The organism is bacterium (genome assembly GCA_035308905.1).
Lineage (GTDB): Bacteria > Sysuimicrobiota > Sysuimicrobiia > Sysuimicrobiales > Segetimicrobiaceae > DASSJF01.
Map to the genome: position 1 here is coordinate 1 of DATGFS010000020.1, position 14583 is coordinate 14583.

A 14583-nucleotide genomic window follows, 5' to 3' on the forward strand; every position below is an offset into this window, starting at 1 on the left:
CGGATCCGTCGGGTGCCGCGCACCAGGCTCTGGTGAATCTGCATGGGGCCAGTATAGCCATGGCCCAGCGGTTGATAGCGCCGAGTCCGTCGCGACACCCTTCAACGAGGGTCTTTCGGATCTATCTGAACCTGTACAGGCAAGGTCAGTTCGTCCACGATGTCGGGCAGCCGCGCGAGATCCGTGAGCACCCGCGTCGGGGCCGCGCCGCGCACGGGATCGCGGTGGCGATTGATGAAGACGGTCCGATAGCCGAGAGCGGCGGCGGGAACCATGTCGTGGTAGAGGCTCGCGCCGACGTGGATCGTCTGCGGTGCTCCAGACCCGCTGCGTGCCTGAAACGTCGTCCAGTGCCCCGGCGCCGGCTTGTAGCTCCGGCAGTCTTCCGCGGTGACGATGAGGTCGGGTGTGATCCCGAGCAGCGGGACGGACAGATCGATCAGATCGCGGTCGACGTTGGAGAGGATGGCGAGACGGCGGCCGCCATCCCGGAGCCGCCGGAGCGCCTCGGGCACTTCGGGAAACGGCCGCCACGTCCCAAGAGAGTCCGGCAGGACGCGCTCGCGGCCGGCCGGCAGCGGCCGGCCGAGTGACCGCATCAACCGGGCGCTCGCCTCGGCGAGCACGTCGCGGTAGGGCCGGTAGGCTTCGTCCTCCACCTGCGCCTCGACCTGAATGTAGCGCGCGGCGAGTGCCCGCCGGTCGGGCGTCCCTCCGAGGAACGGGCCGAGCGCATCGGCCACGCCGCCTTCCCAATCGATCAAGGTCCCGTAACAGTCGAACGTCAGCCAGTCCGCTCGTGCCATGGGCCACCCTGCCCGCGCCTGACCTGGATTGGACCGCGTTCAAAAAATAAGGGTTCGCCGCGCGGCGACAGCCGGCCTGGGCCGCGGCTGCCCGGTGCGGCCGCCGGCATGATGTTTGTCGCGAGGGCGTGGCGGGGTAAATTCGCGGTACCTATGGCCGCGGTCGTCGCCACGATTTCTCGCCTGCACTGGCCGGCCTGGGTTCGCATGCGCGGAGCCGGTGCGACCGCCTGGATCTTGCTCGCCGCCGCCGGCTGGGGGTTTGGCGCGGCGGGCGTGTCCGTGGCGGTCCATGAGCATGAGCGCGCAGGCCAGTACGCCGCACTCGGCGGATTTACGACGGTCTCCGGACCCGGCGTAGGCGTGACGCTCAGCGACTCGGACCGGGTGGTCCCGGCCGGAAGTGATCCCAGCACGGCCTTGGTGCAGGACAGCGACCTGACCTTCCTCGTCATGATGCTGTGGTACGGGGGCGCGCGGGCGATCGCGATCAACGGCGAGCGCGTGACGACGCTGACCACCATCACCTCGTCGGGGCCGACGCTTCTCATCAACGGCCGCCGCCTGGTGGGCCCATTCGAAGTCGTCGCGGTAGGAGACCCGAGGGTGCTGCGCGGGGTCCTCGAGACGCGAGGCGGCTTTGCAGATCGTATGCGCCAAAGCGGCCTGGGCGTCCGGATCTCAGCGCATTCCGCGATTACGGTCCCCGCCGGCCGCGACGTCCCGCCCCCGCTCTTCTGACCGGCGCCTTCCCGGCCCGATCACCCGTTCGTCTGTCCTGTTCCCTCCTCGTGGCGGAAGTTCGCCGTTCGCGCCGAATAGTGGCGCTACCGCGTGAGGGCGAAGAGGGGCGCGGGCGCGGAAGGGGTGAGACGGAATGAAGCGATGGGGTCGGTTGTCGGCACTCGCGATATGCCTCGCGGTCGCATGCTCGCTGTTCGTGGGGCTGAGAGGCCAGGCGCAGGGTCAGGCCTACCGTCAGATTGCGCTCATCCAAATGCCCGGCGTACCGGTGCCGAAAGGGCCCTACAGTTTTGACATCAGCTGGGTCGATTCGACCACGCACCGATACTATCTGGGCGACCGTTCCACGAACGGGGTCGACGTCATCGATACGATGACGAACCGGTTTCTCTACCGGCTTGCGCAGGGACAGTTCGTCGGATTTACCGGCAAGAACGACACGTCGGGACCCGACGGCGTGCTGGTGATCCCCGAGCTGCAGCAGGCCTGGGTCGGCGACGGCAAGAGCCGCGTCAAGGTGATCGGTCTGCGGTCCGGGCTCGTTGTGGCGACGATTTCGACAGGGACGACGGCGAACCGCGCGGACGAACTCGCGTACGATCCTGCGGACCATCTCGTCGTGATTGCCAATAACGCGGACGACCCGCCGTTCATCACGTTTATCTCCACGACGGACCGGCGCGTCGTCGGCAAGATCGCGTATGCCGACGCCACCGACGGCATCGAGCAGGCGGTGTACGAACCGAAGAGCGGCATGTTTTACCTCAGCGTCCCGGAGACCAAGGCGCAGCCGGGCGGACGCATCGACCGCATCGACCCGAAGACGATGAAGATCGTCGCGAGCTTCCCCGTCGACGCCTGCCACCCCGGCGGCTTGACTGTTGGACCCCAGCAGCGCCTGCTGATCGGATGCAGCGACTTTTACCCGAACGTGCCGGGCCGGTCGATCGTGATCGACTCGAACGACGGACACGTCGTGGCCACGATCACGCAAGTGGGCGCATCCGACGAGGTGTGGTACAACCCGGGGGACAACCACTACTATCTCGCAGCGCGCAACTGGACCGCGAACGGCATGAAGGGCGGGCCGGTGACGCCCGTGCTCGGCATCGTCGACGCGGCCACGAACCAGTGGATCCAGAACGTGCCGACCGGAAACGCGGCGCACTCGGTGGCCGTGGACTCGTCGAATAATCACATTTTCGTTCCCGTGCCCAACGGGATCGCCGTGTTCGGGAAGTAGCACCGTCCCGGCCGCGGGATCGCGGTCCGGCCGTCCGTTGTAATCTCGCCGCGCCGCCGGAACTGATCCGGCGGCGCGGTCCCTATTGACCGTCCCGATCCGAGGAACGCCGGCGGTTGCCGGAGACATATAACTATCTTGACATCTATACATATAAATGCTACGGTGCCGGTACGCCAGTTTCGGGAGGCGAGAGGCATGCTCAACCGCATCGAACTGATCGGCCGCCTGACCAGGGATCCGGAACTCCGGTACGTGGCCAACGGACACGCGATGGCGCAGTTCACGGTCGCGGTCAACCGCGACTTCAAGAACGCCGCGGGCGAGCGCGAGGCCGACTTCATCCGCTGCGTCACTTGGCGCAAGCTGGCCGAACAGGTCGGCCAGTACTGCGGCAAAGGCCGTCTCGTCGCGGTGGAGGGGCGGCTGCAGACGCGCAATTACGAGCAGCCCGACGGCTCGCGACGTACCCTGACCGAGGTCATCGGCGACCGGGTCTGGTTCCTCGACAGCCGCCGCGCCGAGGGCGACGGCAACGGCCAGCAGACGGAAGGCGACGCGCAGGAATCGCAGCCGGAACTGATCGGCGATCCAGAGGAGGGGGCCCTCGAGACCGTCGTGGACACGTAGCACTTTTGGCCCGTGGCGGGGCCGCAGCCGGCGGAACAAGTTCGGGCCGCCGCCGGCGAACGGCAGGCGCGGCCCCGCCGCCGCCACGGCTCTCCCGGTCCCGCTCCGGTCGCGGTGTTTCCCCGTGAGCCCGCGCGGCGCTGCGCGCCCCGCTTCGTCCATCGTGATGCTCGGTCCCTTGCCCGAGGCGCGAATCCGGCGCCTACCCGATGCGCCGGCGTCGGACGCCGCGGTACGGTGGACGAGGGATTGAATCGATGGTGACACGGTCTCTTGCGCCGGGGCGGCCGGGTTCTGTCCGCGCGCCGTCGCAGCCAACGCCTCCGGGTGAGGCGTCGCCGCCCGGGCAACTCTTGCCCGCGGCGCAGCCGCTGCTCTGCCTGGCGAGCCTCCTGGCCGGCTGGCTGGTGGGCGGCACGGCGTCCCAGTGGGGCGGCCCGCTCTATGTCATCGCGTATCTCGCCGGCGGAACGGGCAGCGCCGTCACCGCGTGGACGGCGCTGCGCCGCGGCCGGATCGACGTCAATGTCTTGATGCTGGTCGCGGCCGCGGGGGCGGCCTCGCTCGGCGCCTGGGCCGAAGGCGGCGTACTGCTCTTCCTTTTTTCCTCGAGCAACGCCATGGAGTTCTACACGCTGGGACGCACGCGGCGGGCCATCCGAGCCCTCGTCGCTCTCCGGCCGGCGGTCGCGCTGGTGCGCCGTGACGGCGAGACGGCCGTCGTGCCGGCCGACACGCTCCGCATCGGCGACGTCGTGCTGGTCCGCCCGGCGGAACGGCTCGCGGCCGACGGCGTCGTAACGCTCGGGGAGTCGAGCATCGACCAGGCGCCGATCACCGGGGAGTCCATGCCGGTCGACGTCGCGCGGGGATCCGTCGTGTTTGCCGGCACGATCAACCAGCGCGGCGGTCTCGAGGTTCGCGTGACCAAGAACCCGCAGGACACGACCCTGGCCCGGATCATCGCGCTCGTCGAAGAGGCGCAGGCGGCCCAGGTGCCGGCGCAGCGGTTGATCGACCGGTTCGGGCAGATCTACGCGGTGGTGATCATCGCAGGGTCGGCCGTCGCCTACGGCGTCATGGTGGCCGCGGGCATCGGCGGCGGCACCGCGCTCTATCGGGCGATCACGCTGCTGGTGGTCGCGTCTCCCTGCGCCATCGTCATCTCGACGCCGGCCGCGATCCTGTCGGCGATCGCCAACGCCGCGCGGCGCGGCATTTTGTTCAAGGGCGGCGCGTTTCTGGAGGCTCTCGCCCGCGTGGACACCGTCGTCTTCGACAAGACCGGTACGTTGACGGTCGGGCGTCCGGCGGTGACCAATGTTGTGGCGATCCAGGGGGACGAGCGCGGGGTCCTGGCGACAGCGGCCGGCCTGGAGCAGCGCTCCGAGCATGCGCTGGCCGATGCGGTCATCGGCGCCTGCAGCGACCGGGACATCGCGATCGCGCCCGCGGACTCTTTTGAAAGTGTGACCGGCCGGGGCGTGCGCGGCCGGCTCGCCGGCGCCGTCGTGCGCGTGGGCAGCGAGGCCTTCATGCGCGAGGAAGGGGTGGCGATCCCCGAACGCCTTCGCCCTACCGTGACGCGCCTTCAGATGGAGGGCAAGACACTGATCTACGTGGCGACCGGCCGCCTGGACGGCGTGATCGCCGTCGCCGATGTCCCGCGGCCGCAGGCCGCGGCGGCGCTGCGGTCACTTCGGGCGCTCGGCATCACGCGGCTGGTGATGCTCACCGGCGATAACGCGCAGGCGGCCGCGGCCGTGGCCGGACGTCTCGGCATCACGGACGTGCGCGCCGAGCTGCTGCCGGACCAAAAGGCCGAGGCGGTCCGCCTGCTCGAAACGGCGGGGCAGGTCGCCGTCGTGGGCGACGGGGTCAACGACGCGCCCGCGCTCGCCGCCGCACACGTCGGCATCGCCATGGGGGCCGCCGGCACCGACGCGGCCCTCGAGACCGCCGACGTCGTGTTGATGGGGGACGACCTCACGCGGCTGCCGTACGCCATCGGCCTCAGCCGGCGGACGCGCCGCGTGGTGGCGCAGAACCTGACGCTGGCGTCGCTTGTCATCGCGGGACTGATCGCGCTCACGCTGGGATTCGGTCTGCGGCTGGCCTTCGGGGTCGTGGGCCATGAAGGCAGCACCGTCGTGGTCGTCCTGAACGGCATCCGGCTGCTGGTCTACCGGCCGCGGCCGGCCTAGATCTCGATCCCGCCTCCCGCCTGCCGATTATTACGCGTTGTTAACATTTGCCTTAACGTCCTCCTAACCACGGCAGGCCGGCTCCGCTGCATCATGGAGGCGGTGATCGAACGCCGGCACAGCCGGGCCCGACCGGCGCGGCAATCACTCTCGAGGAGGAGGACGATCAATGAGACGACGCAGTCACACCATTCTCGCCGCGGGGGCTCTCACGATCGCGGCCGCCGCGACCGTGTGGCAAATCACGGCGGGGGCCGGATCGCTTCCCGCGACGCGCGCGGCGGCCGCGCCGGCCACGCCCATCCGCGTGTCGCAGGCCTCGCAGCAGTTCGTGATCGATCCCCAGGCGTCCGCGGCATCGTATCACGTGGGCGAGACGTTCTTCCGAAACAATCAGTTCAAAGTCGCCGTCGGCGTCACGCACGGGATCCAGGGCGCGGTCTACGTCGACGGCGCCCATCCCGACCAGAGCAAGATCGGCCCGATTACGGTCAACGTGAACCAGCTCACCTCGGACAGCGGGCATCGAGACAGAGAGATCCGGGGCCGCTGGCTGGAGTCGGACAAGTACCCGACCGCGGTGTTCACGGCGACCTCGATCGAGGGGCTGCCGAAGACGGCGGCCGCCGGACAGACCATCCACGTCCGCATCGCGGGCAACCTCACAGTGCACGATGTGGCGAAGCCCGCGGTCTTTACCGGGACGCTGCAGTACGCCGGCGACACCCTCACCGGCAACGTGGAGTCGACGGTGTCGATGACCGATTTTGGCTTCGATCCGCCCAGCATCATGATGCTGCAGACGGAGAACAAGGTCACGCTCGATTTCCAGTTCACCGCGCACCCGCTCGCGGGGTAGGCGCGGTACGCCATCGGCCCCGGCCGCCCCTCGCGGCCGCGGCGGCAAGGGAGTGAGCCGATGAACACACGTACTCGCAGACGCAACCGCGGGCTCAGGTGGGGCCTGACCGCGGTGTCGCTGGTGGCCACGCTCCTCGGGTGGAAGAGCTTTGCCGGCGCCGGGCCTCAGGCGGGCGCGCCGTCCGTCGAGGCGCCCTCCGCCGTGTCGTCCGCGCCCGCGCCGGATCCGGCCCAGTACGTCCGTATGGCCGTCGTCACCGGGCCGAACGGGCAGCTCTATCTCGTCCCGCTGGCGGCCGGTTCCGGGTCCGCCCCGGCGCCGATCGTGCGGACGCAGTCGTCGCGCTGACCGGAGGCCCGCCATGACGTGCGTCGCGACGTCACCGTCCGCGGAGCTCCGGCGCGCCGCGTTCCGGGCGATGGGAAGCGAGATGACGCTTCTTACCGCCGCCGGCCGCCCGGATGCGGCGGCCCGTTTGACCGCCGTGCATTCCATGATCGACGGGTTCGAGGAGCGTCTCAGCCGCTTCCGCGAGTCCAGCGAACTGTGCCGGCTCAACGCACAGCCGGGCCGGCCGGTGCCGGTCAGCGACGAGCTGTGGGACGTGCTGACCCACGCGATCGACGGAGCGCGGCGCACGAACGGCCTCTACGATCCGACGATCCTCGAGGCTCTCGAACGCGCGGGCTACGATCGGCCGTTTGACGCGGTTCGAGACCGCGGCGACCTGCCGGCGCCGGTCGCGCACCGCGCGGCGTGGCAGGACATCGGGCTGGATTCCGCCGCCCGCACGGTCACGCTGCCGCCGGGAGTGCGCCTCGACTTCGGGGGCATCGGCAAGGCCTGGGCCGCCGACCGGGCGGCCGCCGTGCTATCGTCCGTTGGGCCCTGCCTCGTCGACGCAGGTGGGGATATTTCGGTGCGGGGGGTGCCGGCCGGCTGGCGCGGGTGGCCGGTGGGCGTCACCGATCCCCGCAACCCCGCCGAGACCCTCACGGTAATCGCCGCGGCGGATTGCGGCGTGGCGACGTCCGGGATCGATGTCCGGCATTGGCGCCGCGGCGGCCAAATGTGCCATCATATCATTGATCCGCGAAGCGGAAAGCCGGCCGAGACGGATCTTTTGTCTGTCACAGTCGTCGCGTCGGATGCGAAGGAGGCCAATCTGTACGCCGTCGCAACGATGATCCTCGGTTCGGACGCCGGCATGCGGTATCTTGCCGCGCAGCGCGGGGTCGACGCCCTGGCCGTCCGGCAGGACGGCGGGCTGCGCTGCACCGAGGGATTTTGGGCCTACGTGTGGTCCGAGCCGCGCCCGGAAAGGCGCGCCGATGCATAACTGGCTGACCCTCATCGCGGCGTCGTTGAGCGGGCCCGAGCCGCGGGCTTACTGGTATCTCAGCCGCGCCGCCGGCCTGACGGCGTACGGCCTCTTGTGGCTCGCCATCGTCCTCGGCCTGTCGCTCTCCAACCGCCTGGCGCGGGTGTGGCCGGGCGGCCCCACCGCCGCCGACCTCCACCAATTCGCGAGCCTGCTCGCGCTGGTCTTCGCGACGGTCCACGGGCTCGCGCTTCTCGGGGATCAGTACATCGGCTATACGTTCGCGCAGATTCTCGTGCCGTTTGCCGGGACCGCGTATCGGCCGCTGTGGGTCGGGCTGGGGCAGGTCGGATTTTACCTGGCCGCGGTGGTCGCCTTCAGCGTGTACCTGCGGGACTCGATCGGCTACCGCGCCTGGCGCACGCTGCACTACCTGAGCTTCGCCGTGTACATCCTGGCCACGGTGCACGCGCTCGGCGCCGGTACGGACAGCGCGTCTCCCCAGGCGTTCTTCATCTATTGGGCCGGGGCGGTCGTCGTGGGTCTGCTGACCGTCCGGCGCGTCCTCGCCGGCGGGCCGCGGTCCGCCGGGGCGCATGGGTAACGGCGGTGGTACCCGGACAAAGGTGCTCGTCATCGAAGACGACGAGGGCATTGCGGAACCGCTGATCTTCGGCCTGCGCGATGAGGGCTTCGAGGTGCATCACGCGTCGGGCGGCCGCGCGGGCCTCCAGCTGGCGCGCGAGACGCACCCCGACGTGGTGCTGCTCGACGTGATGCTGCCGGACGTCGACGGGTTCACCGTGTGCCGGACGCTGCGCAAGGAATCCTCGGTGCCGATTTTGATGCTGACGGCGCGCGGTCAGGAACTGGAGAAGGTGATGGGGCTCGAAGTCGGGGCGGACGACTACGTGGTGAAGCCGTTCAGTTTTCGCGAGCTCGTGTCGCGCCTCCGCGCGATTCTGCGGCGCCGTGCGCTGGACCGCGGCGAGGCTCCGCCGGCGGACCGCCTCAGCGCCGGACCGATCGTCCTCGAGCGCACGGCCCGCCGCGTGTGGCGGAGCGGCCGCCCGGTCGAGCTGCGGCCGCGCGAGTTCGACCTCCTGCGGATCCTTGTCGAGCACGCCGGTCGGGCGTTGACGCGCGAGGAACTGCTGACGCAGGTGTGGGGCGCCGAATGGGTGGGCGACCCGCGAACGCTGGACGTCCATATCCACTGGCTGCGGGAGAAACTGGACGACCCGGCGGAGCCCACGCTGATCGAGACGGTGCGCGGTCACGGGTACCGGCTCGTGGACCGGCCTCCGCCCGCCCCCGATGGCCCGTAGCCTCCGCGCCCATCTGCTGGTGACGTTCCTGGCCGTCGCCATCCTCGGACTGGGCGGACTCACCGTGTGGACCGGCCAGCGGCTGCAGGCGATCCGTCTCGAGCAGGCCAAGCAGAATCTCGCGCTGCAGGCGGAGCTCATCGCGGCGGCGGTTCGCGAGCCGCTGGAGCGCCTGCGCGGCGGCGAGGCCGAAGAGCATCTGACGCTCGCCGCCCTGACGCAGTCGTACGCTCGCAGCATCGGCGGACGCGTGACCGTGATCTCCCCGGACCTCCGCGTCCTGGCGAGCTCCGATGCGCGTCTCGCCGGCCGCCTGATCGACGCGCCGGAAGTCAACGCGGCGCGGGAAGGCCGCGAGCAATTCGCGCTGCGCCACGACGCGGCGGCGGGCGGCGACAGTCTGTTCGTCGCCGCCCGTGTCGGGCGGGAGGGCGGGCCGATCCCGCTCGCGTTCGTGCAGCTCGCCATTCCCGCCACCGGCATCTACACCGAGATCCGCCGGACCTGGCTCGGCCTGCTCCTGTCCGGGGGCGTGCTGCTGCTCGCGACGGTGGCGGCGAGCGCGCTGCTGGCACGCCGGATCGCCGCGCCCATCCACAGCCTGACGGAGGTCACGGAGGCGATGGCGGCCGGTGCACTGGTGCAGCCGGTGACGCCCGCCGGTCCGGAAGAGGTGGAGCGGCTTGGGCGAGCCTTCAATCGGATGGCCGAGCGCGTGCGGGACACCCTCGCCCATCAAGAAGCGTTCGTCGCGCATGCCGCGCACGAGCTTCGATCGCCGCTTACCAATCTGCGGCTGCGCCTGGAACTGCTGCAGGCGCCGCAGCATCCGCACGACGAGATGACGCGGCGCTACCTCGCGGAGATGACCCAGCAGGTCGCCTCCATGCAGCGACTCGTCGACCATCTTCTGGCGCTGTCCGCGCTCGACGAGGACCATCAGGCGTCCCGGACCCCGTTGGATCTGTCGCCGCTCCTGTATGAACTGGCCGACGAGATGGGCCCGCTGGCGAGAGCCGCGGGGCTGGATCTCGCCGTCGACGTCCCCGCGCACCTGCCGCTCGTGAGCGCGAACGCCGACCAGATGCGGATCGTCGTCCGGAACCTCCTCGACAACGCCGTCAAATACACGCCGGCGCCGGGCCGAGTGACGCTCGCCGCGGCACGGGACCGCGGCACGGTCGTGCTGCGCGTGACGGACACGGGTGTCGGGATCCCGCCGGACCAGCTGCCGTTGGTGTTCGACCGCTTCTACCGCGTAGAAGGCGGCGGCGCCCGGCGGGTCGGCGGTTCCGGGCTGGGCCTCGCGCTCGTGCAGGGGATCGTCAAAGCGCACGGCGGCGAGATCCGGCTCGACAGCGAACCTGGGCGCGGCACAACAAGTACCGTGCGCCTGCCCGCGGCGGCGCCGAACGCGGAATCGAGCAACCGGAGAGGTCTCACTTAAAAAGGGGGGCGCTTCCTTGGCGGTACGCTTGAACTGGCCGGTTGAACTGCATCCGATGCTGGTGCACTTTTCGATCGCGCTGCTGTGCTTCGCCTTCTTCCTGGACGTCGTGGCGTGGCTGCGCGGCTCGCCATCCGCGCGCACGGCGGCCCTCTATTCGCTGATCGCGGGTGCCGTCGCGACGGCGGTGTCCCTCCTCAGCGGGCTGATCACCCCGGAAGCCCGCGAGCACGAGGGGCGGGGCGCCCTCGAGGGACTCGCCCAGCAGGGGTTCAGCCTGCAGCGATTCTTCAGCGGGCGCGTTGTCGAAGTCCACAAGCACTGGGCCTACGTTCTGCTCGCACTCGTGGTCGTCTGGCTCGTCGTGCGCCTCGCGGCCGAAGGACGGGCGGTGCGCTGGCATCGCCTCGCCACGGGCGTCGGGGTGCTCGCCCTCATCGCGCTGGTGGCGACGGGCTATTACGGCGGCGACCTGGTCTATGGGCGGCCGGGCCGCGAGCGCGAGCGGGGCGATCGTGCGCCGATCGTGCGGACCGTCCAGGACGCCCGCGCGCCGCTGCCCGCCGGGCGGTAGGCACCGACGCTTACCAGAGGGACCACCATCATCTTCGGTAGCCTAGTGAGGCAGAGAGTCTGGCGGCTGAATCTGTGGCGAGGGCAGCGAGCTCCTTCTCGCGGCCGCGGTTGCGATTGTCAGGCCATGTAATAATCAGATCGCCGATCACCCTAACCGGATTGTAGACAGGCGCAGAGGCACCCACGGCGCCAGGGAACCGTTCGCCGTGGCTCAAGACGTAGCCACGGCGACGTGCCTGTTTGAGCTGCTGGCGCAGCTGCGCCTTAGAAATCGGTTTGAGGCCGGGGACGCGGTCCGGCAGGGCGGCCAACACAGCGTTCTGTTCCGCTTCTGGTAAGAACGCGAGGATGCCCTTACCGCTCGACCCCAAGTGGAGATCACTCCATTCGCGAAGCGAGCGCCAAATGTAGCGGACGGTCTGGGTAGATTCCACCGCGTCGACCGCAAAGAACTGACGGCGCCCCGGATCATACAGCGTCAGCATCACGGTCTCGCCGGCGACGCGCGCCGTTTCCTCCAATACCGCGCGCGCGCGCCGAGTTACATCCAGGCCATCGAGGAGGAGGGACGCGATGCGGACAAGCGACGGACCGGAGACGAAACGGCCGGGACGTTCAGCCGCGGTGAGCAAGCCGTACCCGTGCATCTCGTGCAAGATCCGGTGCACGGCACTTCTCGGCAGATGAATGGCGGCCGTCAGGTCGCGTACCCCCCATTCGCCTTTTTCAGCGAACGCCTCGACGACCCGAAGCCAGCGCTCCATCGGTTTGAGCTTGGCTCTGCAGCGTCCGGCGGTCATCGGGCGCGTTCCCCCACGCGTTGCCGGAGGGCGGGGCAGCGGGGCCCTTGACAGCGCGGCGTCGCGTTTTCTAAACTGTCGGCAATTCGAGTTGAACGAGACATCTGTCCCATTTTACTCTAGCGGAGGACAAGTGGCCAGAGTGACCTACCGGAGGGCGCTCGTCGGCACCGGGACAGATGCCGTCTGCTTCCACGGACGGAGTGTCCGCTCCTGACGCCGGAAACGGCGCTCGAGGCGGGTGCTCGCCCGCTTGACGATCGGCCGCCCCATGGCCTGGCGCGACTGGACACGCTGGACAGCATCCAGCGTCGGGTCCTGTGGTTAAGCGCGCTGATCGTCCACCACGCCAACAATATCAGGCCCAACGCCAGCGGCATCAAGGTTGGCGGGCACCAGGCGTCGAGTGCGTCGGTGGTTTCGATCATGACCGCGCTCTTCTTCGACTTCATGCGGGGAGGAGATCGGGTTGCGGTCAAGCCGCACGCCGCTCCGGTATTGCATGCCATCCACTACCTGCTCGGAAGCCTAGATAGGCGATACCTGACGACGCTGCGGGCGTATCATGGGCTTCAAGCCTATCCGAGCCGGACAAAGGATCCGTATCCAGTGGATTTTTCGACCGGCTCCGTCGGTCTTGGTGCGGTGGCGCCCAATTTCGCCGCGTTAGTTGACCGCTACGTCCAGGCGCGATTCGGAACGACGGACCATCCCGCGCACCGCTTTATCGCGGTCATCGGGGATGCCGAGCTGGATGAGGGCTCGGTGTGGGAAGCGGTGGCGGAGCCGGCGCTCGCTCATCTCAACAATATTCTGTGGATCGTGGATTTGAACCGCCAGTCATTGGATCGCGTAGTCCCCGGTATCCGGGTTCGCCAATTGGAAGAGATGTTCCGGGCCAACGGTTGGGGCGTGTTCGAGGCGAAATACGGCCGCCGCCTGCAGGCCGTGTTCTCCGAGCCCGGGGGAGAATCTCTCAAGCGGCGAATCGATGAGATGCCCAACGAAGAATACCAGCTCCTCCTTCGCTCGGACGCGAAAACGATCCACCAAGCGCTCGGGGAAACGTGCCTCGTCGACCGATCCGACGAGGAGGTCAGGGGCCTGTTGGCCGACCTTGGCGGGCACGATCTCGACGTGCTCCGCGGCGTTCTCGCGGAAGCCGACGCGAATCCCATGCCTTCCGTGATCTTTGCCTACACCATCAAAGGCTGGGAACTTCCGATCGCGGGCGACCCATTGAATCACTCGGCGTTGTTGTCTGCGGAGCAGATGGAGGACCTGAGGGTCCGCCTTGGGATCTCGCCGGATGACGTGTGGGCCGGGTTCCCAGAAATGAGCGCAGAGGCGGCACTGTGCGCGGATCGCGGGCGCCTCTTTGCACGCCCTTCCCCTCGGCCACGGCAGAGCATCGAGCTCCCGTCCGATCTCGGCCGTGACTACGGGGCCGTCAACTCTACGCAGCGCGCGTTCGGACAAATTCTTACAACGCTCCGCCGGATCGCGCCTGAGGCAGGCCGGCGTGTGGTTACGCTCAGCCCAGACGTTGCCACGTCCACGAATCTGGGAGGATGGATCAACCAGGTGGGGGTATGGAGCCCCCGGGAAGAGCGCGATCCGTTTACCGCGCTGGGCCCTCGACTCATCAAGTGGGAACGTACGCCGGATGGGCAGCACTTGGAGCTCGGTATTTCCGAAACCAACCTGCTGATGGCCCTGGGGCAGTTGGGATTGTCCGCGGAGGCGAACGGGCAGCCGCTCTTCCCGATCGGCACCTTGTACGATCCATTTGTTGCCCGGGCGCTCGATGCGTTTGTCTATGCACTGTACTCCGGCGGCAGGTTCATCCTCGTGGGCACACCGTCGGGCATCACCCTCTCCACCGAGGGGGGCGCGCACCAATCGGTCATTACACCGGCGATCGGGCTCTCGCTGCCGGGGGTCGTGTACTATGAGCCGTGCTTCACGCTCGAGCTGGAGTGGATTCTCCTGGAGGCGTTGCGTGCCTTACACCGGGAGGACGATCCGAAGTCCGCGTACCTGAGGCTGAGCACGGCCCCGATCGACCAGCGGCTGCTCGCCGTCCGTGACCGGGACGATCTCCGAGCCAAGGTCCTTTCGGGCGCCTATCGGCTGATTGACAGGACGGCCGAACCCGGGTGCGTGCCGGGCCGGAACCTGGTGGAAATCTGGGCGACAGGCGTCATGGTCCCGGAGGCCGTGCGGGCTTCGGTCGAGCTTCTCCAAGACGGGTACTACGCGAACGTCGTGAACTGCGTCAGCCCTGACCTCGTGTACCATGCCTGGCAGGGCGGCGTCGTTCGGAGCCTTGAAACGATTCGCCCTGAGCCGCTCGAGGCGGTCGTAGATGCCCCGATCGTCACGGTCCTGGACGGCCATCCCTCTGCCTTGGCGTGGGTAGGGAGCATGACGGGCCAGAGGACGTATCCGCTCGGTGTGACGCGTTTTGGAGAGTCGGGATCGCCGTCGGAGCTCTACCAAGCGTGTCGGATCGACTGGGAGTCCATCTACGCTGCGTGTTGTGTTGCGCTCCATGCGCCGTGATCGAATTCTTGTCGGCATGAGGTAACGGGGGGGGGAGTCCGTGGCAGCTGCCAGCGC

General features: G+C 68.7%; 14 protein-coding genes. 12 read left to right on the forward strand and 2 right to left on the reverse strand.

Going from position 1 to position 14583, the window contains the following annotated elements; all coding sequences use genetic code 11:
• Positions 1–101 precede the first annotated feature (101 nt).
• The gene (locus VKT83_05005; GenBank protein ID HLY21810.1) at positions 102–806 is read right to left on the reverse strand and encodes an HAD family hydrolase; all 705 of its coding nucleotides are present in this window, start codon (positions 804–806) and stop codon (positions 102–104) included.
• A 153-nt stretch (positions 807–959) separates the two neighbouring features.
• Between VKT83_05005 and VKT83_05010 the strand changes: the two genes are divergently transcribed.
• The 11 genes from VKT83_05010 to VKT83_05060 all read left to right on the forward strand — a co-directional run bounded on the left by VKT83_05010 (position 960) and on the right by VKT83_05060 (position 11159).
• Positions 960–1547 (forward strand): DUF881 domain-containing protein, encoded by a 588-nt coding sequence (locus VKT83_05010; protein ID HLY21811.1) that lies wholly within the window; start codon positions 960–962, stop codon positions 1545–1547.
• Between the two features lie 136 nt (positions 1548–1683).
• Positions 1684–2793 (forward strand): cytochrome C nitrite reductase, encoded by a 1110-nt coding sequence (locus VKT83_05015; GenBank protein HLY21812.1) that lies wholly within the window; start codon positions 1684–1686, stop codon positions 2791–2793.
• 198 nt (positions 2794–2991) lie between these two features.
• Positions 2992–3423: a single-stranded DNA-binding protein gene (gene ssb, locus VKT83_05020; protein ID HLY21813.1), complete on the forward strand. Its 432-nt coding sequence runs from the start codon at positions 2992–2994 to the stop codon at positions 3421–3423.
• 257 nt (positions 3424–3680) lie between these two features.
• The gene (locus VKT83_05025) at positions 3681–5627 is read left to right on the forward strand and encodes a heavy metal translocating P-type ATPase (GenBank protein HLY21814.1); all 1947 of its coding nucleotides are present in this window, start codon (positions 3681–3683) and stop codon (positions 5625–5627) included.
• Between the two features lie 169 nt (positions 5628–5796).
• On the forward strand, positions 5797–6486 hold the full coding sequence (locus VKT83_05030; GenBank protein ID HLY21815.1) for a YceI family protein: 690 nt from the start codon (positions 5797–5799) through the stop codon (positions 6484–6486).
• Between the two features lie 60 nt (positions 6487–6546).
• Complete coding sequence (locus VKT83_05035; protein HLY21816.1) at positions 6547–6837, forward strand: hypothetical protein; 291 nt, start codon at positions 6547–6549, stop codon at positions 6835–6837.
• A gap of 13 nt (positions 6838–6850) precedes the next feature.
• On the forward strand, positions 6851–7828 hold the full coding sequence (locus tag VKT83_05040) for an FAD:protein FMN transferase (GenBank protein HLY21817.1): 978 nt from the start codon (positions 6851–6853) through the stop codon (positions 7826–7828).
• Complete coding sequence (locus VKT83_05045; protein HLY21818.1) at positions 7821–8414, forward strand: ferric reductase-like transmembrane domain-containing protein; 594 nt, start codon at positions 7821–7823, stop codon at positions 8412–8414. The genes VKT83_05040 and VKT83_05045 overlap by 8 nt, the downstream gene beginning before the upstream one ends.
• Complete coding sequence (locus tag VKT83_05050; protein HLY21819.1) at positions 8407–9138, forward strand: response regulator transcription factor; 732 nt, start codon at positions 8407–8409, stop codon at positions 9136–9138. Before VKT83_05045 ends, VKT83_05050 begins: the two co-directional genes overlap by 8 nt.
• Positions 9128–10585: a HAMP domain-containing sensor histidine kinase gene (locus VKT83_05055; protein HLY21820.1), complete on the forward strand. Its 1458-nt coding sequence runs from the start codon at positions 9128–9130 to the stop codon at positions 10583–10585. Before VKT83_05050 ends, VKT83_05055 begins: the two co-directional genes overlap by 11 nt.
• Positions 10586–10601: 16 nt before the next feature.
• Complete coding sequence (locus VKT83_05060) at positions 10602–11159, forward strand: DUF2231 domain-containing protein (protein HLY21821.1); 558 nt, start codon at positions 10602–10604, stop codon at positions 11157–11159.
• A gap of 28 nt (positions 11160–11187) precedes the next feature.
• On the opposite strand, the gene VKT83_05065 is transcribed toward VKT83_05060, so the two are convergent.
• Positions 11188–11961: an IclR family transcriptional regulator C-terminal domain-containing protein gene (locus VKT83_05065; GenBank protein ID HLY21822.1), complete on the reverse strand. Its 774-nt coding sequence runs from the start codon at positions 11959–11961 to the stop codon at positions 11188–11190.
• A 336-nt stretch (positions 11962–12297) separates the two neighbouring features.
• On the opposite strand from VKT83_05065, the gene VKT83_05070 reads away from it, so the two are divergent.
• A complete protein-coding gene (locus VKT83_05070; protein HLY21823.1) occupies positions 12298–14526 on the forward strand; it encodes a 1-deoxy-D-xylulose-5-phosphate synthase N-terminal domain-containing protein in 2229 nt (742 codons plus the stop codon).
• Positions 14527–14583 lie beyond the last annotated feature (57 nt).